Annotated in this window: 15 protein-coding genes; 4 read left to right on the top strand and 11 right to left on the bottom strand. The window is 44.1% G+C overall.

Annotated elements, in window-relative coordinates:
* Window positions 1-51: 51 nt before the first annotated feature.
* A complete protein-coding gene (locus tag R7040_RS14810) occupies window positions 52-678 on the top strand; it encodes an OmpA family protein (RefSeq protein WP_025768460.1) in 627 nt (208 codons plus the stop codon).
* 191 nt (window positions 679-869) lie between these two features.
* Here R7040_RS14810 and R7040_RS14805 read toward each other — a convergent pair whose 3' ends face one another.
* From R7040_RS14805 to R7040_RS14790, 4 genes are all read right to left on the bottom strand, one after another.
* Window positions 870-1,229, bottom strand: a complete 360-nt coding sequence (locus R7040_RS14805; protein ID WP_005375631.1) for a glutaredoxin family protein — start codon at window positions 1,227-1,229, stop codon at window positions 870-872.
* A gap of 111 nt (window positions 1,230-1,340) precedes the next feature.
* Window positions 1,341-1,883 (bottom strand): hypothetical protein, encoded by a 543-nt coding sequence (locus tag R7040_RS14800; RefSeq protein WP_213879509.1) that lies wholly within the window; start codon window positions 1,881-1,883, stop codon window positions 1,341-1,343.
* Window positions 1,870-2,415, bottom strand: coding sequence for a YaeQ family protein (locus R7040_RS14795; protein WP_005375627.1), 546 nt, complete (start codon window positions 2,413-2,415; stop codon window positions 1,870-1,872). Before R7040_RS14795 ends, R7040_RS14800 begins: the two co-directional genes overlap by 14 nt.
* Before the next feature lie 89 nt (window positions 2,416-2,504).
* A complete protein-coding gene (locus R7040_RS14790) occupies window positions 2,505-2,714 on the bottom strand; it encodes a cold-shock protein (protein WP_005375625.1) in 210 nt (69 codons plus the stop codon).
* A gap of 365 nt (window positions 2,715-3,079) precedes the next feature.
* Between R7040_RS14790 and R7040_RS14785 the strand changes: the two genes are divergently transcribed.
* The 3 genes from R7040_RS14785 to R7040_RS14775 all read left to right on the top strand — a co-directional run bounded on the left by R7040_RS14785 (window position 3,080) and on the right by R7040_RS14775 (window position 6,264).
* Window positions 3,080-3,367: a ribosome alternative rescue factor ArfA gene (locus R7040_RS14785; RefSeq protein ID WP_318096896.1), complete on the top strand. Its 288-nt coding sequence runs from the start codon at window positions 3,080-3,082 to the stop codon at window positions 3,365-3,367.
* 230 nt (window positions 3,368-3,597) lie between these two features.
* Complete coding sequence (locus R7040_RS14780) at window positions 3,598-5,040, top strand: sensor domain-containing diguanylate cyclase (protein WP_318081380.1); 1,443 nt, start codon at window positions 3,598-3,600, stop codon at window positions 5,038-5,040.
* 333 nt (window positions 5,041-5,373) lie between these two features.
* Window positions 5,374-6,264, top strand: a complete 891-nt coding sequence (locus R7040_RS14775; RefSeq protein WP_017635872.1) for an RNA polymerase sigma factor RpoD/SigA — start codon at window positions 5,374-5,376, stop codon at window positions 6,262-6,264.
* Window positions 6,265-6,290: 26 nt separating this feature from the next.
* Here R7040_RS14775 and R7040_RS14770 read toward each other — a convergent pair whose 3' ends face one another.
* The 7 genes from R7040_RS14770 to R7040_RS14740 form a co-directional block, all read right to left on the bottom strand.
* Complete coding sequence (locus R7040_RS14770; RefSeq protein WP_025768457.1) at window positions 6,291-6,665, bottom strand: hypothetical protein; 375 nt, start codon at window positions 6,663-6,665, stop codon at window positions 6,291-6,293.
* A gap of 105 nt (window positions 6,666-6,770) precedes the next feature.
* Window positions 6,771-8,909: an ATP-binding cassette domain-containing protein gene (locus R7040_RS14765; RefSeq protein WP_318096895.1), complete on the bottom strand. Its 2,139-nt coding sequence runs from the start codon at window positions 8,907-8,909 to the stop codon at window positions 6,771-6,773.
* Complete coding sequence (locus R7040_RS14760) at window positions 8,906-10,492, bottom strand: ATP-binding cassette domain-containing protein (protein ID WP_063345678.1); 1,587 nt, start codon at window positions 10,490-10,492, stop codon at window positions 8,906-8,908. Before R7040_RS14760 ends, R7040_RS14765 begins: the two co-directional genes overlap by 4 nt.
* Window positions 10,482-11,906, bottom strand: coding sequence for a TolC family protein (locus R7040_RS14755; RefSeq protein ID WP_262605996.1), 1,425 nt, complete (start codon window positions 11,904-11,906; stop codon window positions 10,482-10,484). The genes R7040_RS14760 and R7040_RS14755 overlap by 11 nt, the downstream gene beginning before the upstream one ends.
* Window positions 11,881-14,112, bottom strand: a complete 2,232-nt coding sequence (locus R7040_RS14750; protein WP_025768453.1) for a response regulator — start codon at window positions 14,110-14,112, stop codon at window positions 11,881-11,883. Before R7040_RS14750 ends, R7040_RS14755 begins: the two co-directional genes overlap by 26 nt.
* Window positions 14,113-14,115: 3 nt before the next feature.
* Complete coding sequence (locus R7040_RS14745) at window positions 14,116-15,465, bottom strand: HlyD family type I secretion periplasmic adaptor subunit (RefSeq protein WP_005375593.1); 1,350 nt, start codon at window positions 15,463-15,465, stop codon at window positions 14,116-14,118.
* Between the two features lie 9 nt (window positions 15,466-15,474).
* On the bottom strand, window positions 15,475-15,843 hold the full coding sequence (locus tag R7040_RS14740; protein ID WP_031777210.1) for a hypothetical protein: 369 nt from the start codon (window positions 15,841-15,843) through the stop codon (window positions 15,475-15,477).
* Window position 15,844 lies beyond the last annotated feature (1 nt).

Raw genomic sequence — 15,844 nt, 5'->3', positions numbered from 1 at the left:
GGCGTGTTTTGTCGACACAATGAACAAGAGTTTTTCTACGTTGGTAATGGTATGAAGCATTGGTTTTTAATTGTTTGTGGCATTCTGGCCGGGTGCAGTAGCCTCGATCAAGATATGGTCCCAGGTGGGAACATTTTAGATACAGCTCCTAAATCAAACACTGAGCTGAGACACCCAGAATGGGGATACCCGAGCGCATCCAATGTGGCTTCTTCCCCTCGTTCATATCAAACGGCGAGGGCGTCAGTAAAAAAGTCGCAAAACGTGACCTCTCTGGAAATGTTCCTGAGCAGGCATAACATTCCTCACGAGACGCTCAGTGGTGGTCACCTGATGATACGTTTGAAAGAGCAAGTGCATTTTCAAACGGGCTCTGCACGGTTATCTGCTCAATCTCAAGACTGGATTCGAAACATTGGTCACTATCTGGCGGGAAGAACTGATGTTGATGTCGTGATTGATGGTCATGCGGATAGTACGGGAGCTGAAAGTTTCAACGACACGCTATCTGAAAAGCGAGCTCGTGAAGTAGAAAAACAATTATTGGCGACGAGTATTCCACGTCAACGAGTGTTTTCTAGAGGCTTCGGAGAGTATGTACCGAAGTGCAGCAATGCGACAGCGAGTGGTAAAGCTTGCAATCGGCGCGTAGAGCTAACATTGATCGTGGATGAATAACGCAGACGTTGGGTGGTAATCTTCGTTGTGTTGTTCTTGCATACCCGTTATTTGCTTAGTGGAGTTTAAGTTCGGAGTTGAGCAAGAAGACTGAATAAGGAAAGCTCGCACGGCAACATTTAGCTAGAAAAAATAGAAAAGAGGCACCGTTAGGTGCCTCTTTTACATCCGCCAATGTTCATAGGGGGAACTTAGGCAAATTCTTTTTCAACGTAAGCGACGATGTCAGATGACTCGTATAACCACTGTGTTTCGCCATCTTTTTCGATACGAAGGCAAGGGACTTTAACTCGCCCACCACCTTGCTCTAGTTCAGCTCGATGAGTAGGATTATTTTTTGCATCACGTAGCTCAATGTTCACCGATTGACGCTTCATTGCACGGCGGACCTTTACGCAAAAAGGGCAGGCTTCAAATTGGTAAAGTGCGTATTGTTTCGCTTTTTCATCAATACGTTGCTGTTCTTCTGCGGTGCGCTTAATACCACGAGGTGAGAACACCGCGTTCAGCAATAAGATAACCTTGCCTAAAATCCAACGGATAAACTTCATAATGATCCCTTGATGTTCATTGGGTAACTGTCCTTTAAGAATGCAATCATGATGCTTGTTGCACTGAGCGTGAAGTCTATCAGTTGTTTGAAATGGATAAAACCATGTATTTTATGCGGAAAATAGACGTTTAAACCAACCCCAAAAGCCACTTGCTGAAGCCGGACGGGCTTCTTTACCTTGATAAAAACTTTGCATGAGTTCGGTTCTGAATGCATCAACGTCCATGCGTTTTATGACAAGCTCGTGCTGCAATGTATTTTGAGTCTGCTCGGCATGATCGTGCGCCAAGCTGAAATCCATATTTAAATAGCCTTGCGTGTATAACCAAAGGTGGGTGACTAAGATTAGGTCTTCAGCAGATTGGTTAGTAAACTTATCCGCGTGCTCATTACCCAAGGAGTCAGTCAGAACTTGCTGCATACGCTGGGTAGAGTGAGCATTTTGCTCGTAGTTAGCACTTGCTTCAATATGTGATTTGGTCAAAAGGCCAAGCAGGTGAAGAGTAGGTGCTGTTGTGGGTTTGTTCTCACAAACTTTTGTAAATAGTTGTGACTGTTCTTTTAACCAACGTCGCTTTGCTGCTTCATGTTCTTTAACAAAGGGGATTTCTTCAAATCCCATCTCTTGACTCAGTTCACTAAGAGACGTCATGGTTTTTTAGTTCCTTCACCGTTACTTCGATATGTTGATCATTGATATCAACAAAAATTGAGCTGCCAGTAATCATAACAGAAAGGCTAGTACCTCGGTCAAGGTGCTGACAAATCAAGTCGATAGCGTCATAGTCAAAGCTCTCTACGTTGACGGGAAGCATTGAGAACTTTCCTGACATTTTGTCCCACCAGACAGCCGCTTTGGTGTTATAAGTGTAAACTTTTACATGCTTTGCTAGGCGAGAAGCTTTCTTAATTCTGTCTGGTTCTGGTTCGCCAATTTCAATCCAGTGAGTAATGCTTTGATCATCGCCAACATGCCATAAATCAGGCTCTTCAATCGTAGAGAGTCCTTTTGTAAACTCTAGATTGCTTTGAGCATTTAAACAGTAAGCTAGAATGCGAGCCAACATTCGTTGCGGCTTTTCAGAAGGGTGAAGGGCGATAGTTAGATTTTTAGAATCGTAATAGTCATTATTCATATCGGAAATGGCGATACGAAATTTGTAAATGGTTGGTTTAAGAGCCATAGATTTATATCGTTTTGTTGGCAAAATAAGTTTTAGGCAAAAAAATAGCCAGCTTTAAAAGCTGGCTATCGTATCAAATTCTTTAAGAATTAAAGTACTTTGATTTGCTCTGCTTGAGGGCCTTTTTGACCTTGAGAGATAACAAATTCTACTTTCTGGCCTTCAACTAGAGTACGGAAGCCGTCACCAGTGATTGCAGAGAAGTGAGCAAATACGTCAGGACCGTTTTCTTGTTGAATGAAACCGAAGCCTTTAGTTTCGTTGAACCACTTAACTGTGCCAGTAGCTGTGTTAGACATGTCTATTTCCTAAATATCTAAATAATGTAATCTTTCGCCTCAACGGCGCTTATAGCGTGGAAAAATAAATTGCTATTGCGTACCACAGGACGACGGGTTACAAGTAATCCAACGAAATGTGAAAACAAAGAACTTTCTTTCTAGCCGTGTTTGAGTCTAGGTTAATTCCACGAAGAGTCAACATATATTAGTGCTTTATGGACAAATATTTGTATTTAGTCACTATTTAACCAGCATGTTTTTGATTAAATTTCAAATAAATGACGGTGATGTGAAGTTTTTTAGCATAAAATTCAACTAAATCTATAAATTTGACTTATTTACATAATTATTGTCCAATCTGGTTCGACCATTAAGGAGGATTTATGGCAAAGCGTAAAATCAGTCCTCAACCGAGTGGCTCACAACATGAGACCGACTTCGGCAGAGGTGAAATCAAAGACAACGCGTTAAAAGCGGTTGTTACCAGTCAGCTGTTCCAAACACGAGTCGTTAAAGCGAAAAAAGGTAAAGGTAGCTTCAGCCGTAAAATGAAGCATAGAGGCAAAGAGCCCTATTCAAAGTTCTCCCCAAGGTGGATTTTTAATAGGGCTTTTTTATTGGTACTAGGTGTTTGCAAAACTGATGATATTCAATTTTTTAGTACCAGATAAGTTTTCCTAATTTATTATGTACTGCTTCAACTGCTTCAACTGCTTCAACTGCTTCAACTGCTTCAACTGCTTCAGCGAACCAGGCGTTGAAAGTACCAATTAAGTACTAAAACTTACTAAGTTAGATTCATATCAATAAGCGTCACTTCCTGTCTTATGCAACTCTACTATATCTTTAGTCTAATCAAACAGCCGAGATTATGGTTTAAAAAGACTGGTGAGAAGTAGGTATGTCATCGACGAGTTATGGTACTTATGGTTGCAAATGTAAAAAAGCGTGTGCTTCTTTATTACTAGTGTGGCTGTCCATTTGTCCGATGGCGCATGCGCACAAATCAGAGTCTCATTCTTTAATTGTTGCTAACTCCAAAGCGTGGAAGCCGTTCTCTTACCTTAGCCCAGATGGTGAACCTAAAGGTATTTTAATCGACTTTTGGAAAGAGTACGCGGCGAACAACCAAATCGACGTTCAGTTTCTCCTTTTGGATTGGGATGCTTCTTTACAAGCCGTAAAAGAGGGTAAGGCTGACTTTCACGGAGGACTTGTCTACTCGCCCGAAAGAGCGAAGTATATGGACTTTGGCGCAGTCATAATGCCTATCCAAACCAAACTGTACGTAAATAAAGATGTACTTTCGGTTGATATCAGGAGTGTTTTAACTGGCGAAATGACGCTGCCAATTGGCGTTGTTAAAGGAAGTTACGAGTCTGAGTTTGTTCAGACGGATTATCCGAATGCACCTATTGCAGAGTACATTAACAATGATTCGATGATACAAGCAGCCGTCGATAAAAAGGTGCTGTACTTTGTTGCAGACCTGCAAGTTGCTAACTTTTATATGGCAACCACGCCGGGAGCGGGTATGTTTGTCCCGACAATTAGCTTGTATAGTAAAGATCTTCGGATTGCAGCAGGAATGCACAGTGCAACTTCCATTTTAGAGGTATCACGAGCGTTTGAAAAAGTCATCGATACGGATCGTGAGCGGATCCTCACCCGTTGGAGTGTGGTGAAAACGGTTTATCCACTTTATCTTTTCCCTATTGCTATTTTCATTATGGCGGTCGCAACGCTTTATCATATTTTTGCCCTCAAACGTATGGTTGCTCTTCGGACAAGGCAATTAACGATTGCCAATCAGCAATTGCTGGAGATGACGTTGACGGATTCTCTCACAAAGCTATACAACCGTAGACACCTGATTGAGCAATTGGCGCTACTGAATCATTTGAAGCGAAACTTAACGGTGATGGTGTTTGATATTGATGATTTTAAATCAATCAATGATCGATATGGCCACCTTGCTGGAGACCGAGCAATAGTTGCCATCGCAGAAGCCGCTAAGTCGATGACTGATGACCGAATGACATTGGCGAGAATTGGAGGAGAAGAGTTCGCACTCGTTACGTCTTCTCTGTCAGAGCGAGAAGCGCTCAATTTTGCCAATATGCTCTGTAAAGCAGTTTACGATCAGCCTGTTATACTGGGTGGACAAGCAATTCATTTGAGTATCAGTTTGGGCTGTGCTTACTATCCTGAGTTTACCCACATCGTGAGCTTGCAAGATGCTGACGAGTTGATGTATCAAGGTAAGTCTGAAGGAAAGAATCGTGCAGTTTTCCAAGTTATAACAGACTGTCAGCTTCAACCTGCGCTTCGTCAAGTGAATTAGATCTCGCTAATTCAACTGATACTTCAAACCATCCTCAAGCCTCAAAGTTTTAGTCAGAGTAACGTGGTAAGCGTTAACGATCACGTTGCGTTGTTTTCTTTGAGGCCAATTTGCGTACAAATACTTGCACTTTCATATATATAACCCCCCACCTGCTCACGTTTTTATCATAGAAGCAGTAATTGTTTTAAAGTGATAAGTGATTTCTTGGTAAAGATCAGAACCCCTGTCTACACTCAGTGTAAAGTAATGCATATAAAGCATGATGCATACAGTGTTGTACAAAAACAATTAAAGAAGATAAGAAATAAGTTGGCTTGAGAAGGACGGGGAATGAACAACGAATGCTTTGCTAGGTTCCGAGCTGTCACGGATGAACTGTCAATGAAAGAATCGTTGTCAGTTGGGAAAGACCCTTATGCTCACTATCTCAAAGATATTGTGGGGATTGATTTGTTGTCTCGTGAAGAGGAGTTGCATTACGCCAAACTTAATCGAGCTGGTGATGAAGAAGCGCGCGAAATGTTGATTGAGTCTAATCTTCGACTTGTTGTGAAAATCGCAAAAGGTTACCTCAAACGGCCAGGTAATAACTTTACTCTGCTCGATTTAATAGAAGAAGGTAACATTGGTTTGATAAAAGCGGTCGATAAGTTCGATCCTGAGCCAGGCTACCGTTTTTCTACTTATGCGGTATGGTGGATTCGCGAGAATATAGAAGCGGCATTAATGAACAATGGCCGCACGGTACGTTTACCTGCTCATGTGTGCAAAGAGATAAATAGCCTAGCTTTAAAAAAGCTCGATGCGTCAAAAAGTGAGAGCAAGGAGTTGTCTATTTCTGAACTCTCACGCTGCTCAGGGGTGAAAGCAGAGCGTATAGATGAACTTGTTGCGCTTAGTGGCTTTATTGATGTATCGACCACTGCGGACCTACATCGCGTTCCATTTGTTCTTGAACTGTGTGAAAGTGAGTATACGCCAGATCCACAACAAGACTGTGAAAATCAGTGCTTTACTCAAGCTATTGAAAATATTATTAAAACCTTGCCAACTAAGTTGCAGAAAGTCTTAATCCATCGATTCGGATTATTTGACCAGAGAGTGAAAACCTTGTCGGAAATAGGCCTGTTGTTAAACGTGTCTAACGAGCGTGTTCGTCAGATGCAGATAGAGGCGGTTGAACGCGTGCAGAAACGTCTCCGATTCGATGGTTGGGTTTAAGATTTTTAGCCCCTTATCCTAGCCGATTAATTTACTGGCTTGCTACTCTGTTCTTCCGTAAGTAACAGCAGCTCAAGCTGTGCTTTAGCTGCTGCCTCCAATCTCCATACACTCAATAATCGGTTAAGTGCTGCGCGATAAGCACGACTTTTGAGTAAAAAAGCGAGCGTACTTGTGTAGTTGTTTACGACTTGCGCTTGTGTCTCGACTAATGCGGTTTTGTTTTCGATGTCGATGTGTTGAAGGTTAAAGTCAGGAAGAAACGCACACTCATACCATACCTCTACAATTTCACGAATTTCGAGTTCTTCTTCAGGCACGTCGAAGTCTTGTAACTGGTAGTTTTCTGGTATCGTTGATAAATAAACCACATCCAATTTGTCTGCAACAAATGTATACATCGGATTCCTTAGTGTACGCGCTTACAGAGTAAATAGTCTCATCGTTTACATTTTTGTCAATGACCGTGCTCAAGTATGAATGATGAACCACACCACATTCCGAACTTAACTTAGACTTTTTAAGTACTTATCGGTTAACCCGAAATATTTCAGGTTGCCATCTGGCTCCAAGACTAAGCTCATATTGGATGTAGAGATCATGCCCGGATCATTCGTTGAGAAAATAACGGTCTTATTGAGTAGTTTGTCGCTGAATAACCGCTTGAAGTAGTGCGAGTTTTCTTGCTCTGCACCATTAAATGGCTCGTCAATGATAATCAAAGATTGTTCGCAGTTACCTAGCCCTAATGCGAGCCGCAGTCTTTGTTGAATACCATTTGGTAAACTTTTACAGATATCAACGCTCAATTGAGTGTCCAGGCCTTGTGGCAACCATGTATCGAGCTCAAAGAAACTCACCATTTCACGCATTTTTTCTGTTGGGATTAACCCATTATGCAAGATGAAGTTAGTCTCCAAGGAGCCTTCAAAAATATGCAGGTTAAACGGGACGTAGTTAATCGAGGTTCGATAGCGGTAACTGTTGAATTGTTTGATGTTATAACCGTCCACCGAAACTGAGCCTTGATAGCGTTCCTCTAGCCCAGCGATAATAGAAATGAGCGTCGTTTTACCGCAACCTGTTGGTCCACAAATCACAACTTTTGCGCCCGGTGGAATTTTAAAACCAAGATTAGTTAAGCCTGTTGCCGCACCACTATAACGATGGCTCACACCAGAGCCGACGATACTACCTTGAAATAGGCGAATAGGGGGGCTTTTCTCTAACGTTAGCTTATCGTCATTCATCGCCATAAGGTTGTTGATTTGCGCAGAAGACGCCTTAATGGATTGGAACTTAGAAATAGAGTTGTAGATGCCCATAATAGGCCCCAACGCCTTCCAGACTAAAATTACGGTAGCAAGCATTGCACCTGCATCGGAGGTGCCGTCCATCACGCCGATAACGGCCGCGACGATACTTGCGGTACCAATAACCTGAATCAAACTCCCGCCTGCTGCCTGAACCCTGCTATTAGTCACTGAAACATGTTCTGCATCGTTGGTGCTTTGTAAATGCGATGCGCTAAAGCGGGACTGGATAACACGCAACAATGGCAAGCCTTGGATGGTTTTTATACCACGAAGAATCTCATTCCATTGGTAAGAAACCATGGCGTTGGCGCGAGAGCTCTTGGACGTGGCTTGCGAGTAGATGTAACGAGAATAAACACAGAACACCAATATTAGAATCAACCCCGCCATAACGACTAGCGCCGCGGTACCAGACATAAGAGCAATGGCAATAATGAATACGATAACAAACGGCATGTCGAAGTAGCTTAATGTTGACTCTGCGGTTACCAAACGGCGGAAAGTGTCGATGTCTTTCAAACGTGCTAACTGAGAAGAGACACCAGCGGTAGATGTCATCGAATACGGAAGCCACAACAGTTTGGATATTACGTTTTGAGAAATATGCACCGCCAAATCCTTCCCTGATGTGGCGATGATGTTGACCCGCATTTTCTTGAAAAAGTATTCCGAAAACCCAACAATCACGGCAAACAACGTGAGCCAATAGAGCGTGGCTTGCGAGCTAGACGTCAAGGCGAAGTTGTACACACTCATAATAAAAAAGGGCTGGAGTGCGCCGAGAATACTGACCACGAAGCTGAGGATAATCAGGCTCTTGAGTTCATTGTTGTAGCGATAAAACGCGTATTTAATCCAGTTACTGCGGTCTTGAGATTCAGGTGGCGGCTCTCGGAACAAGCGCGAGTATTCGCTGATCGAGACCAACAAACATGGCTTCTTGCAGAGCGGGTATTCAATGGTGTTGTTATTGGTGTAATCAAACAGGATCAGTTTGCCGTCTTTGGTGCCCAAGAAAATCGCAGTGAGGTTTTCGATCTCGATAAAACAAGGATGAGGGTGCCCCTCGATGTGTTCCAACGTTTTTAATTTGGTGACGTCACAACGGTAACCAAGGCGTTCAATCGTGGCAACAAAACTGTCGCTGTCTTTTGGTTTAGGGATAAAAGCGTCACTGAGGATAGAAGGTGTGCCTTCCCATTCAAGCGCAATGAGGGTGTAAGCTAAACCACGAATCAAAGGTGACTGATTGTATCGCTCGTCATAACTGCGAGCCTCAAAGTCCAACAAGCGCTGAGGGACATTATTAAAATCAACCAAAATACTCATTGGTCACCTCCGGTAAGTTTGACGCGTTTGAGGCGATGATTGAGCTTGTCCATCTTATTGCTGACGATGATGAGTATTTTGTCGTTGGCGCGATAGGCAGTACTGGTCAAAACCAATCGAGCAAAGTCGTCATCATAAACACAGTCGATGTCGTCGAAGATCAACACACGTTTGTTCGCGAGTAAGGCACGCACCAACAACAGGGCATAAGCGACTTGGCGAGAGAATGGGTTGCGTAAATGTCCTTTAAGCTCGGTGTAAAAACCAGCGGGAAGGGCATCGATTTGTGCTTTGATGTTCATGGTTTCGCAAAGCGCAAATGCCGTGTTATTTAAGCTTGGGCGGAAACAAGTCAAGTTGTCGATGATGGTGCCTTCGACGAACGAACTGGTTTTGTCGACCATGAGCACGCTATTACGCCAGACGTTGTAGTTGACGTCATCGAGTGGTGTCTCGTTGATCTTAATGTCCAGTTTGTTGTCGGTGTTTTGCCGCGTAATGCAATTGGCAAGATGGGTTTTGCCTGCGCCGCTTTTCCCCGTCAGCAAGTAAGCCTGACCACGTTCAAACTCGATGCGTTGCTTTTCCGAATACTTCACCGAGATGCGCTCGACTTCTGTCGTATCATTTTGTTGTTCTACAGATGCCGCAAGCTCAAGCAGCTCGGCGATACGTTGAATATGAAGCTTGTTCAACTCCCATCGACTCACCGTGCGCATTACTTGCTGGTATGGCGCGAAGTAGCGGTTGGTAAGCATGATGATGGCAGCCATGATGCCTTGGCTCGATTGCATGTTGATAACTGCCGTTGCCAAAACTACCACCACACAAGCGATGGAGAGCTGTTGTATGAGCGACAAGATAAGGCTGAAGTTTGATTCGATTTGCTCGTATTTGATGTTCTCGACTTCACGTTCTTCCACCATTTGTGTCATCAAGCTCTCAACGCGATATTCCATATTGCGTGCTTTGATATCGAGTGGGCTAGAGATGATCTCGATAATTTTTGAGGTGGTTAAGCCTTCGATATCGGATTTGTTTTCTAGGCTGTTGATCTTTTGCTTGGAAAGGCTGAGTGCGAACACGGCCAAAACGATGGAGGCAAGTAAGATGGTCACCCCCGCCCAGATGTTGATCAGACCGATAATCAGAATGGTCAGTATGCTGACGGCAAGGTTGATCAATGCCCGTACAGATTCTCCGCCAAAGAAGGATTTAATCTCAGGAATGGTAGCAATACGCTCTAGGTATTCACCGGGTTCTAGGCGACGAAACTTCGATATCTCAGCCAAACAGATGGATTGAAACACCTTGTTGGTTAAGTTGGTTTCGAACTGCTTCATGATCACCGACGAAATCTTTTCTTCCTGATTCTTTAAGTGATAGTCGAGGAAGATGGTGATCAAGATAATAGCAAACAGAAGAAACAGCGTGTCTTTGGCTTGGTTAGGTAAAACTCGGTCAAAAATAATCAGAATCGAAAAGGGCAGCACTAAACCAAACAGTGTTGAGATGACCGTTGAGAAAGTCAGATAACACTTGTCAGCAAAGTTAATCTTTTGGGAAAAATGCTCAGTTTGCATTGCGACCTCCTTTCTTAATCGATGGTTTGGAGAGAAGGTGTTTTGGAACTAAGTCTTGACTGCTTCTGCCTTCGATATCGCTCATCAACTGCATGATGCTTTCGATGGATTGCACCGACAGCATGCCTTTGATTTGCTCAAGATTGATCGATTCAATGATGTAGTCATAACGCGCGCTCTCGTAATCACGTAGCGCGCTAAACAGTTTACTTTCCGCTGCCAGTAAGTCGGTAATGGTTCGCGTACCAAGCTGGTAAGCGCGTTGAATGCCTTTGTAGGAAGCGTAGTTGGCTCGGATGATGTTCTCGTAACTGCTAATTGCGCGGGAGAAGTCATTAATGTTGAGTACCGAGGTGTTAACGCTATTGCGCGTCGTGAACAACGAATCTTGGTACAGTAGTTCCGTTCGCTCGATAGCAGTCGACGATTTTTGATAACCGTAGTAATCCGAACCACCGGAGAAAATCGGCACATTCAAGTTCAAACCGACGCTGGTGGAATTACTGTCCCCTGTTGCGGTTGGGTCGGTTCGGTCATAGTTGTTCGCATCGTCGTAACGGTAACTGGCAGAGAGCGATACGGTCGGCACAAAGTTTGAACCGCTTTCTTTCAAGCCTCTTCGGCTGCGCTCGACGGTTTTCTTCGCAACCAATAAGTCGTTATTTAGCTTCAAAGCTTGCTCAAGAATCGCGCGTTGTTCGGATTCGCTGATTTCCGCCAAGGGCACGCTTTCGTAGATGTCCTGCGATGGGGTGACTGGGTATTGAACTTGAATCTCTAAACCGTTCAAAATCACACGTCGGTCTTTCTCTAGGGTTCTTAAGCGATTGGCAATGCCTTCTTTCTGAGCAATCACCTCATACAACTCGCTCGCCGCAGTGTTGCCAAGCTCCACGTTACGACGCATTTGGCGCTCACGTGTTTCAGACGATTTAAGCTCGACTTTGGTGGCTTTGATTTGCGCGTTGTTTTTCAGGTACTCGAAATATTGCGTCGCGATTTCAGAAATGGTGCTCTGGATTTTGTTCTCGTGCTTGATTTCTTCAATGTTGAAATCAAGCTTCGCGGTGCCGTATTTGAAGATGTCGCCAAGGTTAAACACCGATTGGGATAAAGACACGCTGTAGCTGTTCGAGTTGTAGCTTGAACGTGTATCCGGTGTTCCCGTTAATATGGTTTCGTTTTCATTCCATGTGGTATCAGCAGCACCGTTTAAAGAGGGTAGAAACTTAGAACGGCTAATGTCGATGTTGTATTCGTTTTCTTCCACGCCTTTATCACTAGCGCGCAGAGATAAATTGTTTTCCAAGCCGAGTTTGACCGCCTCAAGCAAGGTGGTCGCCATTGCCGAAGGAGTATTGCTCAATGTAAGCGCTGCCAATACGCAGCTAGTTAAGTTTCTGTACCGCCACATACTTGTTGATCACTTTGATGATTTCGTCGTTTTTATAAGGTTTGCTGATCACGTAATCCATTCCAGCTTCGATACAAGCTTGGTGTTCATTACTGCTGGTCAATGCTGTCGCACCTATGATGGTGCAGGGGTTTTGCCCGCTCTCTTGTTCGTATTGTCGAATGCGTTTGGTTGCTTCAATACCGCCCATGCCAGGCATGATGCAGTCCATAAAAATGATATCCGAGCGCTGATTCATGAAGTGCTGAACGGCGTCTGCGCCATCGCCAACGGTGTCGGCTTCGTATTCTTGCTTGCTCAAAATACGTTTGAGTAGAATCTGTTGAACACGGTCATCCTCCACAATCAGGAATGAGCTGTTCTCCATCTGTTCTTCAGAGGCTTCCGCTTCCATGATTGCTAATAGGTTAGGGATGAACTCATACGGAATCGCGGGGGAGTTCAGAATCTTGTCGACAAAGGTATGACTCTCTTGTGCTTGCTGAGTGCTAGTGACTGAAAGCAACAACTTCGTGTTCGGGTGATTGCGCAGTTGCGATTTCACCGTTTTGCTCAGTGAGGGCAGCTTGTTTGGCTCGAACGTGTCGGTCAGCATGATGGCATCGTATTCGCCAAAGGTTTTTGCAGCAGAGAAGAGTTCGTTCGGCGTTCGAATTGGCGTGATCTCCAAGCCCAAGTTGACTAACATTTTGTTCATTACATCAATGCGCAGCTGAGAGTTGGCACACAGCAACAAACGCTTATTGTCGAAGCGAGTTTTCTCGGTGTGGAAGCTTTTGGCTTTCAAATCGAGCTGAATTTGAAAACGTTCCTGATTGCCCGATTGATACCAATGGCTCTCGTAATAGCCATAATCTTTCAGTACGCTTTTAGCCAAATCGTCTTTGGTTGCAGTGTGCTGTTTATGGTCGCTCCAGTGTAGGGTATTGAGCTTGGCAAACGGCACATCCAGTGTGGTTAAGAAGTTTAGATTGATGGTCAAGCGGGTATTTTCAATGTCTGACGCCGCACCTGATTCAATGGTGACAAACAGTTTCTTGTCGGCTTTGAGTTGGATGGCATTTGATAGCTGTAGGAACAACACCCAGAATAAGCTGGTGGATTGTCCTTCAACACGGTTTGGTAAGTTATCTGAGATAAAGCAGTCTAGCTCACCTTCATTTCGCTGCACTTTTGAACTGATGTGAATCATCAATTCAGACAGTACATTCAGCAGTGAAAACTCTTTCGATTTGCTCTCGGTCCCTTGTGAAATGAGTCGGTTGTAGTTCTCTGCCAATTCAGACAGGGTATTGGCAGCCGAGGTTATATCTTGCGCCATCAACACTCCGCTCTCATCGGTCTCTTGAACGAGATATTGCACGCCGCCGTTAATGGTGTTGGTGATGCCACGAATCTCGTAACCAATCAGAGCATAGAGCTGCTTGTAGAGATCGTTATTGCGTTTTTGCTCTTCGAGTTTGCTGAAAATCAGTTTTAGGTGTGAGTAGATCTGACGCTGCTTAGGATTGATGCTCACTTCATTCAGCAACTCTTCCAACCTTTGTAAATCCAGTAGTTTGAGTTCTTGATAAAGCTCATCGAATTCTTGGTCAATGTCACGCTCATTCGAGCTGGATTTTTTCAGTTTAAGGATTGCCACCAAGTTCGATAGCACTGCGATACCAACCAGTACGACAACGACCACAAACAACCAAATGAAGAACTCGTTTTTCTCCATCATTAGGTCACTCGCATGGTTGTTAAATATGGTCCGGTAGTTGTCGTCCATTTGTAGGTAGTTATTGGTGAGCGAGAGGTACAGTGCCAACACATCGTCGCGTGTTTTTTGGCTGTCTGAGAAGCGATTGATTGCCAGTTCAAGCTGCGTGTATTCGGTCGCGCCCACCAAGCTAAACTCGGTTTTGTTGAGTGACGCGAGCGACTTAAATTGGTCAATTTCGTCTTTCAGAACCTCAAAATCAAGCTCTGTTGTACTGCAATAACGCGCGCTTAAACAGCGTTGAAGCGTTTGAATATCAAACTCGATAGTTTGGTTGAGCTGTTGAGCTTGAACCAACAGAGGCGCGTTTTGCACTTTCTCGACTGAATCCACTTTTTCCCAAGAGATATACAAATAAAAGGCGAGGGCAGCCAGCATCAAGCTGAAAGCGATGCTTAGGCGCATAACAGGAACGGAAATATTGTAAGAAGGTTTGCTACTCATCCATCACCTCTCATCGAATGCGTCTTCGATAGCCGACATAACCGGCTTCGCTGCGTATTCGATCACCCGGCGTGAACCTGTTTTCACGTCTGCGGTAAACTCCATATAAGGGGACAGCTTGTATTGTGTGCCTCCGCGCTCTAGATAGTTTTGACTGATTTGGATTTCCGCGAGATAGAATTCAGCGTCTTCTTCTTCATAAGAAGAACGGCTGATCGATGCAATTCGACCTTCCAAAAATCCGTATTTGGCAAAGTTGTAGGTATCCATCTTCACTTTGACCGCTTGTCCGATTTCTACAAAACCCATGTCTTTACGCGGGATCTTCGCCTCTCCGTGAAGGGCGTTATTGATCGGTGCAATGTCCGCGATGCTTTCACCTGGCGGTATCACAGCGGAGCGGAAATTGAAGTGCACTTTATCTACTACACCGTCAATAGGGGCGTAAACCACGAGGCGATCCACTTTATCTGAGTGTTGAGGACGTAATATACGTTTCAACTTTAAGTCCTTGTTTGCTTGAATGATTTGTGCTTGATACTCGGCATTACGATTCTCCACCAAGTCTCGGTACTGCTTCTCTAGTTTGTCGAGTTGGAAGCGCTCATTCATGACCGACTCATCAAGGTTTTCAATCTCACGCACCATGTTTGACTCTTGAACCTGCATATTCAGAACATCGACGTAAGACGCCATTTCCTCTTTGTACAAGGTGTTCTTAATATTGAGCTGCTTGCGTATCAAGGAGAGCTGGTTCTCGGAGCTTTTACGGCGCTTGAGCATTGAATCAATAAGCGAATTCTTATGTTGGATATCGTGAGTGATCAACTCTTCATTGGAACGGTTTTTAGAAAATTCTTGCTGCCAGGTATTCATGTTGACTTGCACTAATTCTGGGTACTTTTCGATGTAGGCAGAAAAATCGGGTTCCACCATATCGCGCAGGCTTTCGTAACGAATCTTGTCTAGCTCAAGCTGAATGATCTCTGTGTTTACCGTATCGAGTTGAGTGTTTCTATCCAGAGAGCGAAGGCGTGCAATAGGCTGACCTTCGTAAACTACTTCGCCTTTGCGCACTAGCATTTCTTCTAGAATACCGCCTTCAAGGTGTTGCACTTTTTCGATGTCAGATTCGAGCAATAGCTCACCGCGCACCGACACCACAATGTCGATACGAGCCTGAGATGCCACGGCGATAGCCACCATGGAAAGCAAAAAGATAACCAGCAAGGTTTTGTGTACGCTGGTCATTGCACTGGCTAGCACGATTGTATCGTCTGTTGTTACCTTCGAAGCTTCGTTGTTCGAAACGAGCGCCTTTTTGAGGTGATGTTCTATTTGCTTATTGCTCATGAGCCACCCCTACGATTCACTACCTGTGCGGCTATCGATTGAATTTTCGATTTTTAACAGCTGGCTAATTTGTTTGTTTACGTTGTTAAGCTCGGTTTTAACATCCTCGATCAATTCATTAGGAGCAGGGAAATGGTGTTTGTTTAAGTGTTCAAGCTTTGCCAATTTTGGTGGTAAGTCGTCATCACATAACAAGACGAGAATGGTCTTTAGTCTTTTTGAATAACATCTGAGTGCTTCAAAACGGTTTTGTTTATGCAGCATCTCAATATCAATCCCTGCGTCACTGAAATCTTGGTAAAAATCGCCTAATAGCAATTGCAGCCCTTTATGGCTGTTGTCGACTGAGCGCAACAGATTTGTCATATTTATCATTATC

The sequence above is a fragment of the Vibrio sp. 1069 genome, assembly GCF_033340555.1.
This window is presented reverse-complemented; position numbering and strand designations above follow the sequence as displayed.